Below are 23241 nucleotides of genomic sequence, written 5' to 3' on the forward strand. Positions count from 1 at the left end.
AATATGGCAAGCTCTTTTGCAGGAATTGAACTTGGAAAACGCAGTCTTATGGCTCACACTCAGCAGATTACAACTGCAGGCCATAATATTTCAAATGCAGACACAGAAGGATATTCACGCCAGCGTGTTCAGGTAAAAACTTTTGATCCACTTTACAGACCTGATCTTACTCGTGCAGAAACACCTGGTCAGATTGGCCAAGGAACAACAATTGAGAGCATTACTCGCCTCCGTGATGAACTTCTTGATCAGAGAATCGTAGCGCAGGGAAATCAGGAAACTTACTGGGAAACTCGTGATAAATATATCCTTATGATGGAAAATATTTACAATGAGCCAGATGAAATTTCTGTGCGTACAAATATGGACAAATATTGGCAGTCATGGCAGGAACTTGCTATGTATCCAGAAAGTCAGGCTGCCCGACAGGCTGTCGTAACGCGTGGCGATTCACTTGCGGAGGCTATTCAGCAAAGATTCAAGAGCCTTTCTGGTGTTGGAACTCTAATCAACGGAGATATTGAGGCTTCTGTTCGTCAGGTTAACAACTATACCAAGCAGATTGCTGAACTTAACGAACAAATCGTAAAGTCTAAGGCTTCTGGAGATAATCCTAACGACCTTCTCGACAGACGAGATCTTTTGGTAGAAAAGCTTTCAAAAATCATAAATGTTACTACAGACAACCGCGACAGTGATGAATTTATGGTTCATCTTGACGGACAGGTTCTCGTTCAGGGAAAAATTGCAAGAAAATTCGGAATCGAGGCTCAGACAGACAATAATGGTTACAGCAAAGTTATTTGGGCCGACACTTCTGATACTGCTCAAATCTCCGGCGGATCTCTCGGTGCATTGATTGAACTTCGCGATGTTGATGTTCGGAATGAAATCCAGTCGCTGAACACAATGACGATGAACTTTGCGGATCTTGTAAATGATGTTCACCGCAACGGAATTGGCGCAAATAATGTTACTGGTCTTGATTTCTTTACCCAAGAACCGTTTGTGACTAGCGTTAATGGTAATTACGACCGTAACGGTGACGGAACTGACGATTCTTCATACATCTTCAGATTTACAGGTACGAATGAATTGAATCCTCAGGAAAAATTGGGACTTGAAGGTGTTATGACTTTTTCTGGTCGAAACGGAAATATCAATGTTCCTTATCATGCGACAGACACGATTGAAGAGGTTGTTGCAAGAATCAATGATTCTGACGGTGAAGTAAAAGCATATCTCGACAGGGACAATCATCTTGTACTGAAGGCGACAACTGCAAATGCAATGGAAAATCCTGATTTTGTAATCCGCCATGTTGAGGATTCGGGTATGTTCCTTGTTGGTTATTCCGGAGTCCTTAACGCAAGTGGGGAAGAGGGCGCTTATGATTTCAATCAGGCTGATGCCGTAAACGCTCTTCGTGAGAATGCGGCTTTTGCAGTTTCTCCTGTTATCAATCCTGCGGCTTATATTTCAGTAAACAAAGATATCAAGGCTGATGTTTTGAGCGTTGCTGCAGCATATCCTACCAATCAAGGAAAATCCATGATTGGTGACGGACGTGCCGCTGTAGAAATTGCTTCTATCCGAAATACGCAGGTAATGATTGGAAAGGATCGAACTTTTGACGATTACTTTGCAAACAGCGTTACGAACATTGGATTGAAAGGTGAGCAGGCTGAGACTCACTATTTGAGCCAAAATACTATAATGAATGACTTGCGTGACCTTCGCGATTCAATCAGTGGCGTAAACATTGATGAAGAACTTGCAGATATCATTAAATTCCAGCACGGATACAATGCTGCTGCAAAATTTGTATCAGTAATTGATAATATGATTGATACAGTTATCAACCGGCTTGGTATTTAATTAGTTTAATTAAAAAAATCGTAATTATGTGGGAGTAAGATAAGATGCCAACAAGAATCAGCAGTCAACACAATAATAGGACGACTCAAAACAACCTTCGTTTGCAAGAAATGCGAAAGGCTAAGATTGACAACCAGATTGGAACTCAATCGCGCATTACTAGTTTGCGTGACGATCCTTTGGCTGCTGGTCATGTTGTAAAATATCAGTCTTATCTGACCCGCGTAAATAATTTTGAAAAAAATGCAACTACATTGACTGACCAATTCTCATACCGCGAGGGGTACATGAAGAATACCCTTGAAATTATGCAGCGTGTTCGGGAATTGGCTGTGACTGGTGCAAATGGCGTTTATACTCGTGATGATATGCGCAATATGGCTGTCGAAGTCAATGAGCTTTTGGGTGAGCTTATCCAAAATGCTAATGCCGTTGGGCCGGATGGGAATTCTATTTTTGCTGGTACGAATACAAATATCCGTGCCTTCGATGTCGATTTAGGTTCCGTAACAGGTGCTTCAACGCCTGTGATTGCGAACGTACGCTATAATGGCTCAATCGAGCAAAATAAAATTGAAGTTGATGAGGGAAAATACATTCCTGTTGATAACGTTGGTTCGAAAACTTTTTGGGCAGAGAATCAGCGACTTTTTGGCGGACGTGATACCACAAATTGGCAATCTTCTGAGGATGCCATAATCGCAGTAGATGGTCAAAAAATCTACATCGAGACAGGTGACAATGTTTATGCAGTAATCTCAAAAATCAATTCAAGTGGAATGGCTGTAAAAGCCGGAATCGATCCGATTTCGCATGGACTTAATATTTCAACAACCGATGCCCACCAAATTTGGATTGAAGATGTCAGTGGTTCAACCATGAATCAGCTTGGAATCATCAAAGATTCTACGCAAAAGCCACCGTATAATTTGGCTGATAATGTGCGAGTTTCTGGCGGGTCTCTTTTTGACACCGTTATTCAATTGCGAGACGCTATGTTTGCAGGTGATAACGAGACTATTGGTGGACGTTCGCTTATGAGTATTGATGCTGGAATTAATACCCTCGTTACGAGAATCGCAAAGAGTGGCTCTGAGTACGAGCGCCTCGAAAGTGATATTACCAGAAATTCTGCGATTGCCTTGAATGTTACTGGTCAAATTTCTAGAGAAGGGGATATTGATATTACAAAAGCAATCACGGATGAAAAAATGCTTGAATATACGCATCAAGCGACTATGAGTACTGCTGGAAAAATGTATTCTTCAACTTTGCTTAACTATATGAGATAATTAGTGTAAATTGATATAGGGGATTTTTACTTTTTTAATTTTGTCCCCCATAGAAATGTTTATTGCATGGAGGATATGATAAACATGGATGTTAAAAAAATCGACGTAAAAACAAAAACAATGGGAACAGTTGCTGTAGATTCAGATAAAATTATTGATTTCCCGTTTGGTTTGTATGGTTTCGAGTCTTATCATCGATACGCTCTTATAGAAGCTGAGTACAAGCCGTTTGTTTGGATGCAGTCTTTGGATGAGTCGAATCTTGTTTTTTTGTTAGTTGATCCTTTTATAATAGTTGATGATTATGAACTTGATGTTGATGATAAAACTCTTTCAGAAATCGGGGTTGACTCTCCTGCTGATGTAGTGGTTTTTTCAATCGTAACGGTTCCGTCTGACGGAGGTCCTGTTACTGCGAATCTGCAAGGCCCGGTAGTTATAAATCGACAAAATAACAATGCCCTTCAAGTAATTCTTTCGGATGTAAAATGGACGACAAAGTATAATATCGTAAAAGCCCTAAAAGAGAAGGGGGTGAAATAATGTTGATATTATCTAGGAAAATCGATGAAAAAATAAAAATCGGCACAGATATAACCGTTACGCTTATTGGAATTTCCGGGGATCAGGTAAAAATCGGTGTTGAAGCCCCTAAAAACGTTAAAGTTTTTCGACAGGAGGTTTTTGACGATATTCAAAGACAAAATAAAGCCGCTGCCGAAAGCCTTCAGTCTGCACCAGCATCTATCAAAAGTCTTTCTAAATTGCTTGGAAATTAACAAAAAATGCCGATGCGCTCTTTGATGAATAAACTTAATTAATCTTGGAGCGACATCGGTGTTTTTAGTTTTTTAAAGCCAATTCTGCTTCACTCTTTCGCAAATAAATCGGACCGTCATAATCGTTTAATGAAGGTGCGTTATTTTCAATCATCTTTTCTGTTAGTTCAAAAAGAGCCTTTTCAGGGGACGGTTGAGATTTTAAGAAAACAATATTCAGATTTTGGTTTGTATTTTTTAGTTCTGTGGCGAAGATTTCAGCATCTGGTCCGACAATGTAAATTGGAATTTCTTTTGATAAATTCATCGTTTCCAAAAAATGAATTACATTTTCTGCGGTTGTGTCTTCGGCTTCTTTTATATTTTTGCCATTCTTAAAAATCGACGCAAAAAACTGATTCTTTTTTGCATCAATTACAGATACAACGATACCCTGCAAAAGCGAATAGGGATAGGCATAAACGTCTAATGACGGAATTCCGTAAAGTGGAATGTTTGCCGAAAGTTCGATGGCTTTTAATGCGGAAAATGCTAAACGTAATCCTGTAAAAGTTCCAGGACCTGAGCAAAGTGTTAGATAATCCAAATCAGCTATGCTCAGATTTACCTCTTTAAGAACATAGTCAATTGCTGGTAAAATTTTCTGAGATTGTTTCATTCCTAAATCTATAGAAACAGTAAAAGAGATTTCGTCATTTTTAGCGGAAACAATCATGCATGAAGCCGCTGAGTCGATTGCTAATGCTTTCATTTTTTAGTCCCAAATAGAATGATTTTTAAATTGAAAATTCGTCATAAGGCCAATTCGTAATAGTGATGTTGCGTTCTGTCGTGCTTTCAATTGGCTCTAATTTTAATATTATGGTTTCTCTTGGCAATTCTTCCATTACCTTTTCACTCCATTCGATGATGGAAACTCCTTTACCATAAATTATGTCTTCTACGCCGAGATTTATAAAATCCTCTCCACTGTCGAGTCTGTATACATCCATATGATACAAAGGAATTTTTCCTTCATATTCAGAGATTAAGCAAAAAGTAGGACTCGTGATAGTGTCTTTTACTCCCAGTGCTGATGCAATACCTTTGGTTATTGTTGTTTTCCCAGCTGCAAGAGTTCCTTGCATTGCGATAATTTCGCCACCTCTCAGCATGTTGCCTATTTTTTTGCCTAATTCAATTGTTTCTTCAGCAGATTTTGTGTGAAAATTAAGTGTCTTTAAATCTTTTAAGCACATGGCAATTTGCCTTCATTATCCATAATCAAAATATAGTTTTTTATTGCAGATTTTACAGGAATGATAGGATAATCCAAATCAACTCCAGGTGCAAGGTCTACATAAATAACCTTGTCGCCGAAAGGCCCTGTTTCAATAGTAAATGAAATTCCTATATCCAAAGTCTTAGAGAGTAATTCCAACTTTGCCAAAGCCGTATAATTTCGTCTGTAATAAATATAATTATCATCCGTTCTTACTTGATTCAATTCTAATACTTTCATCTTAAGTTATCCTATCAATTATTCGATTATCTGCTTAGATTTTGTTAGGCATAAGAATTGACTTATAATCTAACATGGGAAATGACTAATCTAATAATTCATATCCGCATACAAGTGCTTCAATCCTGTTTACAGCTGCAGGGGCAATTTTTTAAGAATTTTATGTGCAAAATATAAATATTATCACTTCGTTTTGTTGTTCTTACAATTGCACCGATTGCTGTATCTTCAATTTTACCATTAAAACAACCTTTAATATAGATATATTGTTCGGCTTTTATAGGTAAATTTGTCGTTATACGGCAACCTCCGGTTGAAATATCAGCCAAAACACCCTCATATTCTTTATCGGCTGGAATGTAGTTTAATTTTCCTTTTTTTGATGCATCGGGAGTCACATTTACAGAAGAAAACTTGCAAGGCTTGTCAAGTTCATATCGTTCAGACATTCGTTTCTGTAACGGAAGGATTCTGTCTGTATGAACTACAATCATTTGCTCTTCATTTTGTTTAACACTTTGATAGCGTACTACGCGCGTGTCAAATTCGTAAGGATATCCGCCTTTAGCTTCAAAAACAAAAAGAAATTTTTGAGAGTGGGGCAGGTTTTTCATCACTTCCTTGCAATGAACTTGGCATGGAAAGAATAAGTCCTTCTGGCGTATTTTCTCGGAGAACGAGTTTGTGGTGAAAACCTTTTTTTGCGGTATACGTGAATACCGTAGTTGATTCGATTCCTTTTGAATTCTTTATTATAATCTGCTGTTTGAAAGTTTTTAGAACTTTTTTTCGCAATGAAAAGAGTATGGTCTTATTTTCTTCATCATTTGCTTCATTTAGAGCATCATACTTTTCTTTGAATAAAGACTCCATAAAATCAAAGTCCTTTATGGAAAAGAGAATGTTAGGACTTTTATTGTCCTTTATGACATCCCAAAGAATATTTTTTTCTTCTTTTGTCATGCTTGCAAGTTTTCCGAGCTCATTTATATCAGCAAGAGTCGAGGGCTTGTTTTTTTTGCGTTCCATGTAAGCTTCGGAATTCCTGTATGAAAAAATATACTTTGAAACTAAATAGAGAATTCCTATGACTATGGCAATAATTCCACCGATAACAAGAAGTTTAAAAACCGGAAGTGTCGTTCGAGCATCAAGAGGACTGCCGCTTTGCAATAAAAATTGAGAAATCATTATTTAAAGCTCCTTAATTGCATCAGCAATTGCTATGAGTCTTGGACTTATTTCGTATTCTGCTAAATCTCCCATAAGCACAAAATCTTTTGCCTCAATGGCCTGCTTAAAATCCTCAAGAATATGAGTGAAATCAGCAAAGAAATCACCAATACTCTTGTTACCGATATTGAAATTTTCAAAGTCTTCTGGAAATAAGGCTGAAAGAGAAGTTGTTCTGCAGAAACTGTCAATAAAATCGGCCAACATTGTTATTAAGTTGCTGGCATCGCTATCTTTGCCTGTTTGCAATTTTACTGGCAATTCAAGCAGTTTTTCTGATATTTGAACGCTCTGCTCAGCTTCATTTCTTAAAGTCGCTTTTATATCCTCGAGTGAAACAACTGTGAATTCAAGTTTCGTTGAGTCCTCCAATGGCTGCTTGCAAGCATCATCAAAAGAGGAAGCGGTGATTGTTTTTCCATTTAAAATAATTCCTGTTGTTGTGGCCTTGTTTTTTGAACACTCCAACTCAAATGCCTTTAAAACATCACCGACAGTTTTTTCGTTCTCAATCGTTATATCTGCTTTATTGTTGTTAATAAAAAATTCCATTCTTCTTTCCTATAAAATCAATTTTATATTTTTTATATTGTACTACTGATTTCTACTATTTGCAAAATTACTTAATGAATTTGATTGTGCATTCAAATTATTAAGAGTTCCTTCCATTTGACTGTACTTTTGGCGTAGCTGAGACTCTTTTGAGCCCATTTGAGATTCCAGATTTTTTATTTTAGTTTCAGAAAGAGAAATCTTACTGTCGATTCCTGCATTTTTTGTTGCAATGATTCCACCACTTTGAACCCACGAGGTTAACTGCTTGTCGAGTGCAAATCCAATTCCAGAGTCGATTACCAAATCTCCGTCGGAGTCAAAACCAAATAGATTTTTTATTTGCTCCATATCGGAGTCGAGCACTGAATCTAATTTTTTTTCGTCGATTTCAAGGTACCCGCGCATTTGAGCAGCGTTGTAAGAACCTCCGCCGTTTCCTGAAGCGCGAGTAGAAATGCCTATCTGTGCGAGCATTGTAATTGTCGCTTCGTCAGACCACTTGTAATTCCCCGAAATTATGTTCCTTAAAGATGTTTTGCCATTCGACAAAGAAAAATCTCCCTGAAACATTCCGAGGCGTTTGTTAGCGTCTTCTTGCTCTTCTTTTGAAAGATAACTTAATTCGCTAACGATTTCAGGTTTATTTTCGCTCAAAATATTCATTTCTGAAATTACTTGATTATAATTTCCAACAAATTGAATAAGAGCATCTTTTGCAGATTCCTTATCGGAAGTGATGTCGATTGTTGCCGTTTTTTCTGTTGGTTGATGGACATTCAGAGTTACGTGAGGAATTACGTCGTCAATTTTATTATTTGGTCGGTTAATTGTAATGCCATTGTATTTTATTATTGCATCACCTGCTTCACTGACAGGATTTATTGGCGAGTAACCTAGATTCTTTTTTTCATCGTAAACGCTCAAAGGCGTCATTGAAATTGTCGTTCCTGTATTTCGATTGCGCACGACGACACTGTCAATATCTGGAAAGTCCTTGACCGATATTGAGATATTCCTTTCGCCTGTATTCGGGTCTACGGCAAACGAATCGGTTTTTATTGGAAGTTCGCTTCCGTTTTTGTTGCGTACATAAAAATCCGCTTCCCCTGAAATCGGGACGAGTGGCTCGGCTGGAATTGGAGGTAAGCTTGTCTCGCTTGCTTGATTTTGTACGATTAATTCGTCATATTTTGCATTGCCTGCATCTGGTAATTCTGGGCGCGTAGTACGTTTTATATTCAATTCTTCGGTAATATCTTCTGTTTCCAAAAGAGAATAACTGAAGTCGATTCTTTCTGATGTGATTTCTGTAAGTTTTGGATCTATTTGAATCGTAAAGCCTGAGCGAGGGGGCAAGATGATTTTTTTTGTTTCTGTGTCAATCGTCACTTGCTCTGTTGTCATTTCGAGCATTCCGTCTTGCTCGATTTCTGGCATTGGTTCTTCGATTGCTGGATTTGACAATTCTTCTAGTCTTGAGCCAAATTCTGTAACATCTTTTTTGCTTTTTTCAACGATATTATTTGCCAAAGCGTAGGAAAGTGCGTCATCTTGAAAAATAAGGTTGTTTTCTGCCCCTGTTTTTAGGGACTCAATCAGTAATGCCTGCTTATTGTTGCTAACACCGACCAATGAAACTTTTATCGTGTTGTTTCCGCGTTTGTTTAATGCCGTTACGAAATCGGTGAGTTTTCCACCTTTCCAATTGAAAGAGATTGTTTTTTCTGCAACTTTAAAAGTGTATTTTCCTTTTGGTACTTGCGAATTTTTTTCAAGTTCCGATGATAAAAAACGATCCGCCTTTGCTTCTGTTATTACATCCACTTTTATTGAATCATATGCAGCTTCTCGTCCAGCTTCTGCTGTTATTGCTCGTTCATCAGAAGAATTTGCAAGTTTATTGTTAAAAGGATTATCGAAAGAGTATAAGGTCTTTGTGCTTTCCCTAAGAGACGTCATTCGTTGATTTACGCCTCGCCAAGCACTTTGCTGTTCTTTATACCTATCGAGAGCCTCCTGCTCACGTGTGAGCGGAAGCCTCTCTTTTTGCATCAATGCTTCGATATAGTCTTTGGTTTTATATTTGTCACTGACACCAGGTATTGAAATTTCAGCCATATTATATTTTATTTCTGCGTTGAGTAGGGCAGAGTTATAGAAATTATGCCTTAAACCAAGACGTTAAATAAGTGACCCGTAGATCTTCTCATTTTTGCCTTCAGATTTTGCTCAGCAGCAGAAGGTATCTCCTTAATGACTCTATTTGTTTGGGGATCAACTATTGCAACGACTACCTGTCCAATATCCTGATTTACATTAAACTGAACTTTTCGTCCTAAGACAATTTCTGATACTTTTTGAACTTCAATTGCATCTTCTTTATCTTTTGCAATATTACTTTTCAGTCTCTGAACAACTTGTTCCACGTCAGCCATTGGGCCTTTTTCGATTCTTACAAGTTGCCCATGCTGCACAGGAGTATTTATTGTTCTGGAGAAAGTGTTTGTGTGGCCATCCGTTGCCATAACCAATGTTGATTGTAGTTTCTGTGAACTTCCAATATTCATAGGTTTTTCCTCCTGAAAAAAAGGGAAAAGGGGGGCGCACCTCTTTTCCCTACATTTATCTAAGTAAAAGACGACATCCAGTTGTCTCTCAATTTAGATCAATGATTTTTTTATTAGATATTTTTCAATCTAATACCAGCCTAGCATCAAAAGCTAAACTAGCGAAGCAATGCGAGTACGTTCTGTGACTGGCTATTAGCCTGTGCAAGCATTGCTGTACCAGACTGTGTAAGAATCTGGTTCTTTGTGTATTCAACCATCTCAGAAGCCATATCTGTATCACGAATACGTGATTCAGCGGCCTGAAGGTTCTCGGCAGCCACTCCAACTCCCTGAGCAGCCATCTCAAAGCGATTCTGGTAAGCACCAAGATCTGCGCGCTGCTTAGAAACGATTTTAAGAGCGTTGTCCAAAGTGCCAATAGAAGCGTTTGCTGACTCTGGTGTAGAAATGCTGAGCTGCTCGTCAGTTCCCTGTGCACCTTTAAGACCAAGTGCTTGAGCAGTCATTGTTCCGATATATACACGTGTGTTCTGGTCCATATTAGCACCGATTTGGAACTGCATAACGCGTCCTGATACAGACTCTTTTGCAAATGAACCTGTAAGCATGTTCATACCGTTGAACTGTGCCTGTGAAGCAATACGATCAACTTCTGAAACAAGCTGTGAAACTTCTACCTGAATCTGCATACGATCTTCGTCTGAGTAAATACCGTTAGCTGACTGTACAGCCAATTCACGAACTCTCTGAAGAATATCCTGTGTTTCCTGCAAGTATCCTTCTGTAGACTGAATGAAAGAAACTCCATTCTGAATATTTCTATTAGCCTGATTGAGACCGCGAATCTGTGAACGCATCTTCTCAGATACTGCCAATCCAGAAGCGTCATCTCCAGCACGATTAATTTTCTGACCTGAACTGAGCTTTTCGATGCTTCCCATCAACTGGTCGTTGCTAACTCCCAATGTTCTGTCTGCATACATTGAGCTCATGTTGTGATTGATTACCATAATATTGTCCTCCATGATTTAAACTTTATAGCTTCATGCTACAAGTCCTGTCTGTGCAGGCTGGCTATGACTTTGCGCCTTCATATCCAGATTTAGACCTATGACAGCAGGAAACGTTATTATATTCCCGTCTGTGAAAATTTAGGGTACAAATAATAACTTTTCACGCTGTTACAGACACATGAATGACAAATTTTTCAAAGAACAAAATGCGTCTAAATACGCACTAAATAATTATCAAAAACGACTAGTTCAACTAAGAACTAATTTTGATGCATCAGCAAAATCACTGAAAAGCATCTTTAAATATAATATAACACAATTAAAAAATTTTGTCATATATATTTTTGGGATAATTACGTATTGTAATTTGAATTTTGGATGTTTTTTGGAGATTTTAGAGTAAATAAAGTGAAGTAGAAAAAAACACCGCAAAATTATTGGACGGAAATAAAAATATTCCCGTTCCAATAATTTGATTATACAGTACTATCTAAGCAAAGACAAGACTGTCTGAGACTGAGAGTTAGCCTGAGCCAACATAGCAGTTCCAGCCTGGTTAAGTACCTGGTTCTTTGTGAAGTCAACCATCTGTTTAGCCATATCTGTATCACGGATGCGGCTTTCAGATGCCTGAAGATTTTCTGCAGCAACGTTTACGCCCTTAACTGCATATTCCAGACGATTCTGGTATCCACCAAGGTCTGCACGCTGTTTGTTAATCTTCTTGAGAGCTTCGTCAATAGTACCGATTGCGCGGTTGGCCAATTCCGGTGTTGAGAGAGAGATTTTCTCTTCTGTTCCAACTTCGCGGATTCCAAGAGCAGCAGCTGTCATTGTTCCAATGAAAACCTGAACGCGCTGATCCATGTTAGCTCCAACGTGGAACCACATAGAAGCTGTTACTGCGTTTTCACCAGTTGACTGTGCAAAGCGTCCTGTGAGCATGTTCATACCGTTGAACTGTGCCTGAGAAGCGATGCGATCTACCTCAGCAACAAGCTGTGAAACTTCTACCTGAATCTGCATACGATCTTCGTCAGTATAGATACCGTTTGAAGACTGTACAGCGAGCTCGCGGATTCTCTGAACGATATCAGTTGTTTCCTGGAGGTATCCCTCTGTTGTCTGGATGAAGCTGATTCCGTTCTGAGCGTTCTCAGAAGCTTTGTTCAAACCTCTGATCTGAGCGCGCATTTTTTCAGATACTGCAAGACCTGAAGCATCATCACCAGCGCGGTTGATTTTTTCGCCTGATGAAAGTTTTTCCATGTCTTTAGAAAGACTCAAGTTTGTTACTCCAAGCTGACGGCTTGAGTAGAGAGCTGACATGTTGTGGTTAATGACCATAGTTTTTTCCTCCGTGGAAATTTTCGGACAGAATCCTTTCTGTCTGCTAGTAAAAGGAAACATCTGTATTACAAGGCTACATCCGTCTCCTTTTACATATCTTGACTTGTCTGTGCGGAAGCTCCTACGAAGTTTTACCGCACATGACTTGTCGTTTATAGTTTCGGCAATAGACGTTAGAACCTTTAATAAAAATTTAAATTTTTATTTGTTTTAAAAATTCTGCAATCTCTTTTACGGCTTTTCCCCTATGAGAAATTTTGTTCTTTTCTTCTGCCGTGATTTCTGCAACGGTTTTTCCGTATTCCGGAAGATATACGATAGGGTCGTAGCCAAAGCCCCCTGTTCCGGCAGCCTTGTCAATTGACTCAATCAATTCGCCCTCGAATGTTTCTTGAGCAATGAAAAATCTGTCTTTTGCGACATAGAGGACGATCGAGCAAGTGTAATGACAAGAACGGTCTTTTGAGCCGCTTGTGTTAAGCTGCTCAATCAGGAGCCTGTTCTGCTCTTCCTGCGAAATTTTTGAGCCGTCAGGGCGGCCATGCACAAAATCAGGACCGGCGTATCTGGACGTGTAAATCCCCGGCTCGTCGTTTAGTGCCGTAACGCAAAGACCTGAATCGTCGGCAATTACTGGTTTGCGGACAATATTCCACAAAGCTTTGGCTTTTATCATACTGTTTTCGTAGAAAGTTAAGCCTGTTTCTTCGGGATTAAAGTCGATTCCGTCATCCGCAGGAATTCTTATTTCGTAATCTCTGAGAATTTCCTGCATCTCTTTTTGTTTGTGTCTGTTTCCAGTTGCTAAATATAAAATCATATCAAAAATCATATCGTTTTGATTTTTCCGAGTCCACTTAACTTTCTTTTTTATCATCATTTTTCTCATCTTCGTCTCTTACAAGTTTTTTGAAAAATTCAAGATACTCTTCGCTTTTTGTGTGATTTATACAGAAATAAATTTTTCGCCGGTCAATTCCTAGTTCTTCGGCAATTTTTGTATTTGTTGGCGAAAGAACGAATTTTTTATTCAATCGTTCGTTTTGTTTTTTCCATATTTCTGATTGCATTTCATATTTTTTCTTAAGTTCCTCGTAAGTCTGGGAGTCGCAATCCTCTTTTTGCATTTTGATAAAATATTTTTTTTGATTATAGAAAGCCTTGTTTCGTCGTGCGATTAACAAGTCCCTCCTGTCTGATTTTTCTACAGTCGCTTTGTTCAGGTTTGCGATTTTTTCTTCAAGTTCTTCTATGCCCATTCCTGTGAAATTGGCAACTTTTGAGATGAGCGATTCGTCGATTTCGTGGCATGATTTGCAGGCGAGAATCAAAACTGCGAGTTTTGCCTATTTTTATTTTTTTTGATTCAGCTTTTGTTTCGGTTTGTTGATTCTGTTCTGTTTTTGGCATTTCGAAAACTTCGTCTTGCAAACTTGTCGGTTCTGCAGCCAGACAGTTCTCGCCTTTTATGACGTACTCGATATTTTTTTCTTCTTCTTGTTTTTCAAAATATTTTTTGAGCCATTTTATTTTTAGGAAATGAATGCAGCTGTAAACGTAACATCTGAATTCCAGTGTTCCGGGATTGTATGAGTTGATGATTTGCGGGAATTTTTTTTGTGAGTCGAGCAGAAAATCGCTGATTTGGTCTTCATTTAGATTTTTTAGGTTGTACCAATTCTTTTTAAAATAAATATCTTCCCAAATACGGTTGCAGGCTTTTTTTAAAGAAAGTTCTCCGTTTTTTACGAGTGTCGGAATCTCGTTGATTTTGATTTTTTCCATGAAAATAACTCCTTTTTTTTTATACAGTTCTTATAGCAATTTCCGTGCCAAGATTGAAAAATGAATAAAAAAAGTGAAAAAACATGAAAAAAATGTGAATTTTCTTGATTTTTGAGCAGATTTTCTTGGAAAATTTAACTTTTTTTAACAAAATCAAACAAAAGTTTGCAAAAGTTTGCTTTTTCTTGCAATTTCTTACAATTTTTCAAACTGAATCTTGCAAATTCTTGCAAAATAAAACAAAAAACTTGCAAAATTGAACTGGGATTTGCTTGATTTTGCAAGTTTTTGTTTGAACTATTTTATTCGGTTTAAGAGAGTGGTTGGAAAAATTATTGCATCATTGTTTTGCTGAATTCTTTTAAAATCATCTGAATTACTTCGTCGAGCTGCCCTTCAACACTTAAACCCGCTGCATTTTTGTGTCCGCCGCCGCCGAATTTTGCGGCAATGGCACTTACGTCTATTTTGTCGCGGGAACGGAAGCCTGCCGTGCATGAGTGGTCTGTGTCTTGCCGCACGAAAAGGACTGCCTCTACGCCTTCTGTTGCGAGGAGCAATGAATAAAGTGCGTCGCTGTCGCGTCCTTCCTGACCGAGTTTTTTTGTGTCGTCCATCGTTTCGTAGGTTACGACCAGGCTGTTATTGAAGTATCTTTCTGCGCGCGTGAGCATTATGCCGAGCAATTTTCTTGTATTGTAAGCTCGCCCGCCTGTGATTGTTTCGTAAGTGCTTCTTGGGTTCGCACCACATTCTACGAGTCTTGCCGCCCCTTTAAAAACTTCTGCTGAATCAGTTCCCAAGAATCTAAAATAACCTGTATCGGTGCAAAGTCCAAAGAAAAGTTGTTCGGCGGTTTCTTTTGACGGAACACCAACTATTTTTTCGTAAAGCTGCTGGACTAGGCACGCTGTGGCCGGTGAGGTCGCGTCGATGATGCTGTTCTGCGTCGCCTCGGCTGTTTTGTGGTGGTCGATTATGTAGGTGTCAAGGTTTGACAAATCGCCATAAATGTCTCCGAGCCGGCTTTGCTCCGAACAGTCGAGGATTATGAGGGCTGCTTTTTTGCGCTCCTCGTCAGAAAGTCGTTTTGGCGTATTTGTAAAAAACTCAGCCTTGTTTTTTATTTCGGTGCGTTTGAAAGGCCCTGCAGAAAGAAGTTGACATTCAAGTTTTTTTGTTTTCAGGAGTGTCTCCATGCCCAAACAACTAAAAATCGCGTCTCCGTCAGGTTCTTTGTGCCCTATTACGTAAAAAAAATTGTGGGAATCCAAAAATGCTGAAAATTCCTTAATTTTTTCATCAGAAATGATTTGCATAATTACTCCAAAAAGATTTAGAAAAAATAAGAGCTGTCATCATCATGCGATTTTTCCATGAAGACAACAGCTCTTGTCTTAAAAAATTATTTATTTATAGCTTAGTAAGCAATTTCAAAAGTATCTTTGTCAGCATCTGAAATCTGAACACTACTGTCTGCTACGCCCCAAACTTTGTTTGCATGGTCTGTTGGGAGTGTCAAAATCAGATGATTGAAAGAACCTTCCTTTGAAATAACAGTCATATAAGATGTCATTCCTTTTGGAAGCGGTCTGAAAGAAAACTTTGCAGGTTTCTCGTCATACCATTTCTTTGGAACTGTAACCGTTCCAACATCTCTGTGTCCTTTTGCATACATAACAACGTATGCGTCTTTGTGGTCAAGGACTTTGTAAACGGTCACGTTGTGGTAACTAACTTTTGCTTCCTGGAATGGATATTTGTAATCTTTAGGATCTTTTGAAGAAGCTGAGAACAAAACCACTGAAAAAAGCAATGCTGAAAGAATAAATGATCTTTTCATAAAAAACTCCTATTACCCCTCTTCCCGTTAGAACCCTGTTATATGAATGCGCAGTTCGTTTTATTAGCGTTTTCTATTTATACCTTGTAATTTCATAAAAAACGGGTAAAAACTAAATAAGCGCAAGCATAATTGCTTTTATCGTATGTTTGCGGTTTTCTGCCTGATCCCACACCTTGCTTGCAGGACCTTCAAAAATATCCGAAGTAACTTCCTGACCGATGACGGCTGGAAGACAATGCATAAAGATTGTGTTTGTCTTTCCTGTCGCTTTCATCAAATCTTTGTTTACTTGATACGGTGAAAGTAGTCGGGTTCTCTCGTCTTTGAGTGATTCTTCACCCATCGAAACCCATACATCAGTATAAAGGCAATCTGCTCCTTTTACAACTGAAATTTTATCTGAAATTTCGATTTTTGCACCGCTGGCTTGAGCGAACGGTGCGCAGATTTCCTGAATATCTTTTGGCGGAAAGAGTTCTTTTGGACTGAAAATTGCAAAGTCAATTCCAAGTTTTGCCGAAATGACCATCAGAGAACGAGCGACATTGTTCCGTCCGTCTCCGCAAAATGCCCATTTTAGTCCTTTGAGAGTGCCGAAGTTTTCTTTGAGAGTCATAATGTCGGCAAGTGCCTGAGTAGGGTGGTAGTCGTCGGTAAGACCGTTGATTACAGGAATTCCGGAATATTCCGCAAGCTGCTGGACGTGTTCTTGTTTGAATCCGCGGAATTCTATTGCGCTGAACATTCTTCCGAGTACTCTTGCCGTGTCTTTTACGCTTTCTTTGCCTCCAAGCTGAATATCATCCGTAGACATGAATACGGGATGACCGCCTTCTTCGCCAAATGCTGTTTCGAAAGAGGAACGTGTTCTTGTTGAGCGTTTTTCAAAAATCAATGCGATTGTTTTTCCGAGAAAACGTTGATGCACTTCGCCGGCATGTGCCTGTTTTTTTACCAAAAATGCATAGTCAAGAATTTGCAGAATTTCCTCTGGGGTGTAGTCAACCCAAGTGAGAAGCGAACGACCTTTGAAAGGCGTGTCGAATTTTTCAGCTTGAATCATGGGAGTCTCCTTTTTTGTTATAATTTGACGGAATTTACGGATAACGCAGAATTCCGTTTGTTGCAGCATAACGATTTTTTATGAAAACGACAAAGAAGCACATAAAAAACAAAAGCTAGCTCTTAAAGATTTAATCTTAAAAAGCTAGCTTTATAAACTTTAGGGGCAATAGGATTTGAACCTATGACATACGGAATATGAGTCCGGTGTTCTACCAGCTGGACTATGCCCCCAAACGATGTGTTAATATTATCAATTTGATTCTTTTGTGTCAATATGAATCAAAGAAAAAATCAAAAAAAATCATTTTTTTAGGAAGAATTAGTTTTTTGAAGTTTCTTCCGTGTGTTCGGTTCCGAGTTTTACGACTTCGTTTATAAACTCATCGAGGGTTTCGAAGTGCTTGTAAACTGACGCAAAACGTATGTAGGCAACTTTATCCAATTCATGCAACCTTTCTAGAACCAGTTCGCCTAATTCCGTGGTTGAAATTTCGTGCGTGGTTTTGCCTTTGATAATCGCCTTGTCTTCGATTTCGTTTACGATGTTTTCTATCATCGTTGTGGCAATCGGGCGTTTTTCGAGTGCGCGCTGAATTCCTTTTTCAAGCTTTGAGACATCGAAAGGCTGTCTTCTTCCATCTCGTTTTATGACCATGAAAGGTTTTTCTTCTATTCTTTCGTAGCTCGTGAACCTGTATCCGCATGAAACGCATTCTCGGCGGCGGCGGATTGATTCCCCGTTTGCCATCGTTCTGGATTCTATAACTTTATCGTCTAAACTACCGCAATATGGGCATCTCATTTTTTTTCACCTCGCGAAGTTTCATTATCTTATAAAATCGAATTAAAGTGTCAAGTATTTTTAATTGTATTTTTTATTTTTTTATTCCCATACAAGCTCCGAAACTGAGGTGTATGCGGTTAGGGGATTTCGGATGTTCCATTTTTCTAGTTTTTCTTTTAGACCGTCTTTTGGAGTGCCGTCAAAAACTTTTTTTCCTCTAAAAAGTACGATGAAACGATCTGCGAGACCAAGACATTTTTCAAGTTCATGGCTCAAAATTATGATAGTTTTTCCCTCTGATTTTAGTTTTTTGATAAGTGCGTTAACTTGTTTTACTCCTCCAAAATCAAGGTTTGCGTATGGTTCGTCAAAAATTATGATCGGCAAGTCCATTGCAAGCATACAAGCTACGGCAAGACGTCGTTTTTCGCCTCCAGAAAGAAATCTTGCCGGAAAATCGGCTTTGTTCGTAAGACCGACCTGCTCAAGAACGCGCTGTGTCGTGCGTTCGATTTCGACTTTCGATTTCTTCTGATTTTTTGGCCCAAAGGCAATATCTTCACGGGGAGTTTCTCCAAGAATCTGCGTGTCGGCCTCTTGAAAAACTAATCCCGATTTAGAAAAAACTGTTACCGTGCCAGAATCAGGAGTTTCAAGACCTGCAATTATGTTCATCATTACGCTTTTTCCAGAACCGTTTTCGCCGCCAATGATTGTTAGCGTGCCTTCGTCAATCGAAAAAGAAACGTCATCAAGAGCGATTTTTTTTCCTTCGGCGGTGGCATAAGATTTTTTTACGTGAGTTACTTCTATTTTCTTTTTATTCATTTTTTGTTTCCGGTCAAAAATAATTGTAAACTAAAAATATTTTATAAGGTTTACAATTTTATATATTCCAATTCGTCCAGTCAACCTTCCATTGCTCTTCCAGTTCCGAGAGCCAAAAACCGTTTACGAGACATTCTGTGGAAATGTATTCAATTTTTTCTTTTGTTCTGCATTCTGAATAAATTATGAATGCGGCTGCAAGAATCGCACAAATTTCTGGAAGCCAATTTCCGAATTTTGCGTAAATCGTGATTTTTCGTTCGAAAATCGGAACTTTGACTGCCATTGCATCGGGGGTAAAAAGTGGCATGTCCGCCAGAACTTTTCCTGCGGGGTCAACGACTACAGAATAACCTGCGTTTGCGGAGCGTGCGAGCGTTGTTCTGTATTCAATTGCACGGTAATGCGCGACAACAAAATGTTGTATTTCTGCAGAATCGGTTTTTGACCAAGAATCGTTCGTAATGTTTACAAAAATCTCGCTTCCTGCAAAAAAAAGTGCCCTGCAGACTTCTGCTGCGCTGTCGTCAAAACAGATTGGCGTTGAAATTTTTACCGAAGTAGTTTTTTCTTTTTTTGAGTCCGGCACGAGCGAGAAGATTGGCGTTGGGGACGAATACGGTCCTGAAAGTGGAATTTCAAAAAGTACAGGCTTTTTTCCCGGTGTCCAGCCGTATGAAAATCCTGCCAGTTTTTTTATGAGAATTCTTACAAAATCAAATTGACGGTAAGGAATCAGTTCTGCGAATGGAACGAGGTGCATTTTTTGGTATGAGCCAGAAAGGATGCCGTTTCGGTCAAAAAGCAATGCCGAATTTCCATATTCGTGGCGCCAGTCATTCAAAACGTATGGTCCGCCGATTATGAACGGAGTGCCCATGCGTTTTATAAAATCAAAAAGTGGCTCGTCTTCCGGGAATGTTGCGTAATAATTCAAAGTTGACTTTTTAGGAAATCTTTTTTGAAGGACGGCTTCGCTCCAAACGACCAAATCTGTAGTTATTCCTTCGTCCGCAAATTCGGTGATTTTTTCTTCCGAAAGTTTTTGTGAAAGAGTTATTGTTGCTGCGCGTGCTTTTTCAGTTTTTTCCCACGGATCACGACTTTGCTGTACAAAAACTGTGTTCATGTATTTTACGGGAACTCTTTGCAAGGTGTATTGATAGATTCCGTAGAATGTCGTGATTCCTAAAAATACCGCACCGACGGAAAAAATCTTTTTGTATGCGTCCGCAAGCTGCGGTTTTCCTTCAGAAATTGAAAAGTTTTCTATTATAAGTGAACCTTCGCCAATAATTGCAGAAAAAAAAGCAAAAAGCCAGGTTATTCCGTAAACGCCGGTAATGTCTGCAATTTGCGTTATGAGCGGCCACTTGAATGCCGTCATGGAAACTGTGCCCCACGGATAGCCTAAAAATCCTGTTGATTTTACCCATTCCCAGACGGAATACAGCGAGGCGAACCAGATTATTCTGAATTGAAGAAAAAAAGTTTTCTTTCCGCAAGTTTCTTCGAGTTTTGTTTGTTTTGTAAAAATTGCGATAAAATAATAGAAGAAAAATGAAAGAAATCCTTCTACGAATCCTGTGCCAATCCCCGACGCTCCGAGCGTAAAGGCCGCGTAGCCCATAAAATTTCCGAGCCAAAAACTTGAAAGAAAGTGGGTGAGTGCTCCGTTCAAAAAGCAGAGCCAGAATGCTTCCCTGTAGGATTTTGCTTTTGAAAGCATGATGTAAAGCGGGGTTAGAGAAAAAAATCCGATGAATGGCGAGCCGAACAGTAAAAATTCATTTGGAATAGCAAATGAAAGCATTATTGACGCGAAAACTGAATAAAAAATTTGAGAAATTAGATGTTTTGTACGTGCAAATTTGGTTGGCTTATTTGAAACTGAAAAAACGGAACAAAAAACTTGTAAAATTCGACTCATTATAATATCATTTTATTAAGTTGGCTTTAAAAAAGCAACGTTTAGGGACTTTCTTTAAGCATTTACTTTTTGAAAGTTTTTTTTATTGCTAAAAAGAGACAATTAAACAAGTGCTGAACAAAATCAAAGATATACACGAGTATGAATACAATACCCCTGCGATTTCAGTGGCTTCGGCTCCTGCTAGATTCCATTTGCTTGGCGAACATTCCTGGTTTTTTAGGGACAAGACGCTTTCGATGGCGATAAACTTTCCTGTTGAAGTCGCCATTTCTTTTAGGAATGATGATTCGCTTTATTTCTTTTTCTCGGATTTAAAAGACCGGCGACATTCAAATCTGTCTTCCCTAAAACAGCGCAAGGAAGACAGGTGGGCAAATGCGATAAAATCTGTTTTGTACGGTTTTGAAGCTTTGGGATTTAAGCTTCGCGGAATGAATTTTACAGTTTGCTCGGATATTCTTCCGTCGGCCGGCTTTGGAATTACGACTGCAATAAAAGTTGCCAGCATTTATGCCGTCAGGGCTGCTTTGGGAGTGGATTGTGCTGATGACAAGATTCTAAGAATCCTTTCTATTGCGAATACGGATTATTACGAGACAGACAATCATGTTGCCGACAATTATGCGGCAATGTACTCAAAAAGCGGGTGTGTGCTTTTGACAAACCATGAAAAGCGAACTTACGAAAATATTCCGTTTGATTTTTCAGAGAAAGCGATTCTTCTTGTGGACGCAAAAGTACCCCGAATCTCTCTCTGGGATGAGGAAACCCTCCGCCAGCCGGAATACGCGCTTCTTTTGGGCGAACTTCGTCTTTTGAGGGCGCACACTTTTGGTGGCTGGACTTATGAAGTTGACAGAAACGAAATAAACGAGGTCCTTTCTATTGTTGACGAAACGACCAAGCGAAGACTTTACAGCGTAATTCATGAGCATCATTATCTTCTTGAAGCTCGCGAAGGAATCATCAACAACAATTTTGCGCAGTTTGCCCGTGCAGTAAATTCGAGCCATTCTAAGATGCGGGATTTGTACGAAATTTCTTGCCCGGAAATCGACTGGATTTTGAAACGCCTCGTGGAAATAAATCCTACGCCGGATAATGAGTTTAATCCTGTGTGTTGCGGTCGAATTACCGGAAAGGGGTTCGGACGCTGCGTTTATGCGATTTTGGATAGAAAAAACATTCCGCTTTTCGAGGCAAAACTTGTTGAATATGATAAGATTTTCGGGTTCAAAGCTTCCTATTATATGGTAGAGCCTTCCGACGGTGCTAAGCTGCTTTTGTAACTTTTGTGCTAAGTTTGATGTGTTTCTGAATGGAGAAAAAAATTGTCACGAAAAAATATACTCATCACAAATGACGACGGGGTGAACGGGGAAGGGCTTTTGGCCCTTGAGAAAAGTCTTTCGGCTGTTGCGAACGTTTTTGTTCTGGCGCCGGATTCCAATCGTTCTGCGGTTTCCAGTCATTTGAATATGAACGCCGCTCTAAAATTCGTTGAATGCGGCAAAAACAGACTTTCATGTTCTGGCAGTCCTGTTGACTGCGTGCTTGCGGCTTTAAAATCTGAGTTGTTTGAACGGGGATTAAAATTCGACGCCGTTTTTTCTGGAATCAACAAAGGCGCGAATCTCGGAACTGACGTGGTTTATTCCGGAACGTGTGCTGCGGCTCGTCAGGCTGTTTTGTACAAGCTGCCTGGTATTGCGGTCAGTCTTGAATGTTTTGATGATTCATGGAAGTTTTCTGCATTGGCGGAATTTTGTGCCAAAAATCTCGAAAAATTAATTTCTTTATCAACGAGTGAGCTTTTTGTAAGTGTCAATGCTTATTCTTCCGATAAATATAATGAAGTTGTGTATTCCGCACTTAGTGTAAGAGACTATCGTGATTCGGTTGACATTCTTGAGGCTCCAGACGGGAATCGCTATGGCTTTTTTAAGGGTGGAAATATACAATCTTCTGAGTCGCCGCGCAAACTGAAAAATGAGGCCAGTGATTATGCTGTTGTAAACGATGGCAAAATTTCTATTTCTCGGATTTTTGCAGAGCCTTATTATGAACACTGTCCGGCTGATTTGGAATTGTCTTTTAGTTTCTGATTTTCTATCTGATATGTGGGAGGATTTATGTCAGATAAAAATATTCTTCTCGAAGGAATCTCGATGTATAACCGCAAGGATTATACGGGTGCATTGGCGTTTTTTTTTGTCTTTGCCTGAAGACTCTGTTACGGATAATATTGAACTTGCGTATTATATTGGGCTTTGTTATTCAAAACTTGAGCATTTTGATGATGCTCTTTTGTATTTGGAACAGGTTGTCACTGTCGGAACTGATAGCGACCGTGTTTTGCAATGCCGTTATCTTCTAGCTTTGATTTATGTAAAAAGCGGAAGAAAGAAGCTTGCGACGTTCGAGTTGAACAAATTGATAGAAACCGGCTACAAAACTGCTTCGGTTTATGCTTCTTTAGCTTATTTGGCTTGGCAGGACGATCAGGTAGATTTGTGTTTGGATTATTACAAAAAAGCTCTGGAAGTTGATGAAGAGAATCCTACGGCGTTGAACGGAATGGGCTACGTGCTTGCAAGTGAGAACAGGGATTTGACCAAAGCTCTTTCGTATTGCAAAAAGGCGTTGTCGATAGAGCCGAATTCGCCTGCCTGCCTTGATTCAGTTGGCTGGGTTTATTTAAAACTTGGCCTTGTGAATGATGCGATGAAATATTTGACCCAAGCTCACGAAATCTTGCCAGACAATGAAGAAATTAATGAGCATATTCGAATGGCGCAGGAAGTTTAAAAAGCGGGCTAAAAATCGTTT

At 39.2% G+C, this 23241-nt stretch carries 26 protein-coding genes and 1 tRNA gene; 7 read left to right on the plus strand and 20 right to left on the minus strand.

What is annotated here, in order from left to right; translation table 11 throughout:
- Positions 1-3 precede the first annotated feature (3 nt).
- The 4 genes from flgK to csrA all read left to right on the plus strand — a co-directional run bounded on the left by flgK (position 4) and on the right by csrA (position 3949).
- A complete protein-coding gene (flgK, locus tag JI65_RS01735; RefSeq protein ID WP_191013651.1) occupies positions 4-1878 on the plus strand; it encodes a flagellar hook-associated protein FlgK in 1875 nt (624 codons plus the stop codon).
- A 44-nt stretch (positions 1879-1922) separates the two neighbouring features.
- A complete protein-coding gene (locus JI65_RS01740; protein WP_191013652.1) occupies positions 1923-3170 on the plus strand; it encodes a flagellar hook-associated protein 3 in 1248 nt (415 codons plus the stop codon).
- Between the two features lie 84 nt (positions 3171-3254).
- Complete coding sequence (gene fliW / locus JI65_RS01745; protein WP_422822263.1) at positions 3255-3713, plus strand: flagellar assembly protein FliW; 459 nt, start codon at positions 3255-3257, stop codon at positions 3711-3713.
- Positions 3713-3949, plus strand: coding sequence for a carbon storage regulator CsrA (gene csrA, locus JI65_RS01750; protein WP_191013653.1), 237 nt, complete (start codon positions 3713-3715; stop codon positions 3947-3949). Before fliW ends, csrA begins: the two co-directional genes overlap by 1 nt.
- Before the next feature lie 64 nt (positions 3950-4013).
- On the opposite strand, the gene tsaB is transcribed toward csrA, so the two are convergent.
- The 20 genes from tsaB to lnt all read right to left on the minus strand — a co-directional run bounded on the left by tsaB (position 4014) and on the right by lnt (position 20292).
- On the minus strand, positions 4014-4700 hold the full coding sequence (gene tsaB / locus JI65_RS01755) for a tRNA (adenosine(37)-N6)-threonylcarbamoyltransferase complex dimerization subunit type 1 TsaB (RefSeq protein ID WP_191013654.1): 687 nt from the start codon (positions 4698-4700) through the stop codon (positions 4014-4016).
- Between the two features lie 25 nt (positions 4701-4725).
- Positions 4726-5187, minus strand: coding sequence for a tRNA (adenosine(37)-N6)-threonylcarbamoyltransferase complex ATPase subunit type 1 TsaE (gene tsaE / locus JI65_RS01760; protein WP_191013655.1), 462 nt, complete (start codon positions 5185-5187; stop codon positions 4726-4728).
- The gene (locus JI65_RS01765; RefSeq protein ID WP_191013656.1) at positions 5178-5450 is read right to left on the minus strand and encodes a hypothetical protein; all 273 of its coding nucleotides are present in this window, start codon (positions 5448-5450) and stop codon (positions 5178-5180) included. The genes tsaE and JI65_RS01765 overlap by 10 nt, the downstream gene beginning before the upstream one ends.
- Before the next feature lie 119 nt (positions 5451-5569).
- Positions 5570-6064, minus strand: a complete 495-nt coding sequence (locus tag JI65_RS01770; RefSeq protein WP_191013657.1) for a PilZ domain-containing protein — start codon at positions 6062-6064, stop codon at positions 5570-5572.
- Positions 6021-6641, minus strand: a complete 621-nt coding sequence (locus JI65_RS01775) for a hypothetical protein (protein WP_191013658.1) — start codon at positions 6639-6641, stop codon at positions 6021-6023. The genes JI65_RS01770 and JI65_RS01775 overlap by 44 nt, the downstream gene beginning before the upstream one ends.
- Positions 6642-6644: 3 nt before the next feature.
- Positions 6645-7235 (minus strand): hypothetical protein, encoded by a 591-nt coding sequence (locus tag JI65_RS01780; protein ID WP_191013659.1) that lies wholly within the window; start codon positions 7233-7235, stop codon positions 6645-6647.
- Positions 7236-7277: 42 nt separating this feature from the next.
- A complete protein-coding gene (fliD, locus tag JI65_RS01785) occupies positions 7278-9356 on the minus strand; it encodes a flagellar filament capping protein FliD (protein WP_191013660.1) in 2079 nt (692 codons plus the stop codon).
- A 50-nt stretch (positions 9357-9406) separates the two neighbouring features.
- Positions 9407-9805, minus strand: coding sequence for a flagellar protein FlaG (locus tag JI65_RS01790; protein ID WP_191013661.1), 399 nt, complete (start codon positions 9803-9805; stop codon positions 9407-9409).
- Between the two features lie 158 nt (positions 9806-9963).
- Entirely contained in the window at positions 9964-10818 is an 855-nt protein-coding gene (locus tag JI65_RS01795) for a flagellin N-terminal helical domain-containing protein (RefSeq protein WP_191013662.1), read from the minus strand.
- A 489-nt stretch (positions 10819-11307) separates the two neighbouring features.
- Positions 11308-12168, minus strand: a complete 861-nt coding sequence (locus tag JI65_RS01800) for a flagellin N-terminal helical domain-containing protein (RefSeq protein WP_191013663.1) — start codon at positions 12166-12168, stop codon at positions 11308-11310.
- 196 nt (positions 12169-12364) lie between these two features.
- On the minus strand, positions 12365-12991 hold the full coding sequence (gene rdgB / locus JI65_RS01805) for an RdgB/HAM1 family non-canonical purine NTP pyrophosphatase (RefSeq protein ID WP_191013704.1): 627 nt from the start codon (positions 12989-12991) through the stop codon (positions 12365-12367).
- Between the two features lie 37 nt (positions 12992-13028).
- Positions 13029-13430 carry a hypothetical protein gene (locus JI65_RS01810; RefSeq protein ID WP_191013664.1) on the minus strand — a complete coding sequence of 134 codons (402 nt, stop codon included), beginning with the start codon at positions 13428-13430 and terminating at the stop codon, positions 13029-13031.
- Positions 13411-13956, minus strand: a complete 546-nt coding sequence (locus tag JI65_RS01815) for a hypothetical protein (protein ID WP_191013665.1) — start codon at positions 13954-13956, stop codon at positions 13411-13413. Before JI65_RS01815 ends, JI65_RS01810 begins: the two co-directional genes overlap by 20 nt.
- A 332-nt stretch (positions 13957-14288) precedes the next feature.
- Positions 14289-15275 carry a DHH family phosphoesterase gene (locus tag JI65_RS01820; protein ID WP_191013666.1) on the minus strand — a complete coding sequence of 329 codons (987 nt, stop codon included), beginning with the start codon at positions 15273-15275 and terminating at the stop codon, positions 14289-14291.
- Between the two features lie 101 nt (positions 15276-15376).
- Positions 15377-15799 (minus strand): hypothetical protein, encoded by a 423-nt coding sequence (locus tag JI65_RS01825; protein ID WP_191013667.1) that lies wholly within the window; start codon positions 15797-15799, stop codon positions 15377-15379.
- Between the two features lie 112 nt (positions 15800-15911).
- On the minus strand, positions 15912-16865 hold the full coding sequence (gene argF, locus JI65_RS01830; RefSeq protein ID WP_191013668.1) for an ornithine carbamoyltransferase: 954 nt from the start codon (positions 16863-16865) through the stop codon (positions 15912-15914).
- A gap of 160 nt (positions 16866-17025) precedes the next feature.
- Positions 17026-17098, minus strand: a tRNA-Met gene (locus JI65_RS01835).
- An 88-nt stretch (positions 17099-17186) separates the two neighbouring features.
- On the minus strand, positions 17187-17669 hold the full coding sequence (gene nrdR / locus JI65_RS01840) for a transcriptional regulator NrdR (RefSeq protein ID WP_191013669.1): 483 nt from the start codon (positions 17667-17669) through the stop codon (positions 17187-17189).
- An 81-nt stretch (positions 17670-17750) separates the two neighbouring features.
- Entirely contained in the window at positions 17751-18479 is a 729-nt protein-coding gene (locus JI65_RS01845; RefSeq protein ID WP_191013670.1) for an energy-coupling factor ABC transporter ATP-binding protein, read from the minus strand.
- Positions 18480-18537: 58 nt separating this feature from the next.
- On the minus strand, positions 18538-20292 hold the full coding sequence (lnt, locus tag JI65_RS01850) for an apolipoprotein N-acyltransferase (RefSeq protein ID WP_191013671.1): 1755 nt from the start codon (positions 20290-20292) through the stop codon (positions 18538-18540).
- Between the two features lie 227 nt (positions 20293-20519).
- Between lnt and JI65_RS01855 the strand changes: the two genes are divergently transcribed.
- The 3 genes from JI65_RS01855 to JI65_RS01865 all read left to right on the plus strand — a co-directional run bounded on the left by JI65_RS01855 (position 20520) and on the right by JI65_RS01865 (position 23220).
- On the plus strand, positions 20520-21701 hold the full coding sequence (locus tag JI65_RS01855) for a galactokinase (RefSeq protein WP_242457130.1): 1182 nt from the start codon (positions 20520-20522) through the stop codon (positions 21699-21701).
- 42 nt (positions 21702-21743) lie between these two features.
- Positions 21744-22517 carry a 5'/3'-nucleotidase SurE gene (gene surE / locus JI65_RS01860; protein WP_242457131.1) on the plus strand — a complete coding sequence of 258 codons (774 nt, stop codon included), beginning with the start codon at positions 21744-21746 and terminating at the stop codon, positions 22515-22517.
- Between the two features lie 106 nt (positions 22518-22623).
- Positions 22624-23220 carry a tetratricopeptide repeat protein gene (locus JI65_RS01865; RefSeq protein WP_242457132.1) on the plus strand — a complete coding sequence of 199 codons (597 nt, stop codon included), beginning with the start codon at positions 22624-22626 and terminating at the stop codon, positions 23218-23220.
- Positions 23221-23241: the final 21 nt, after the last annotated feature.

Source organism: Treponema zioleckii (assembly GCF_014737315.1).
GTDB lineage: Bacteria > Spirochaetota > Spirochaetia > Treponematales > Treponemataceae > Treponema_D > Treponema_D zioleckii.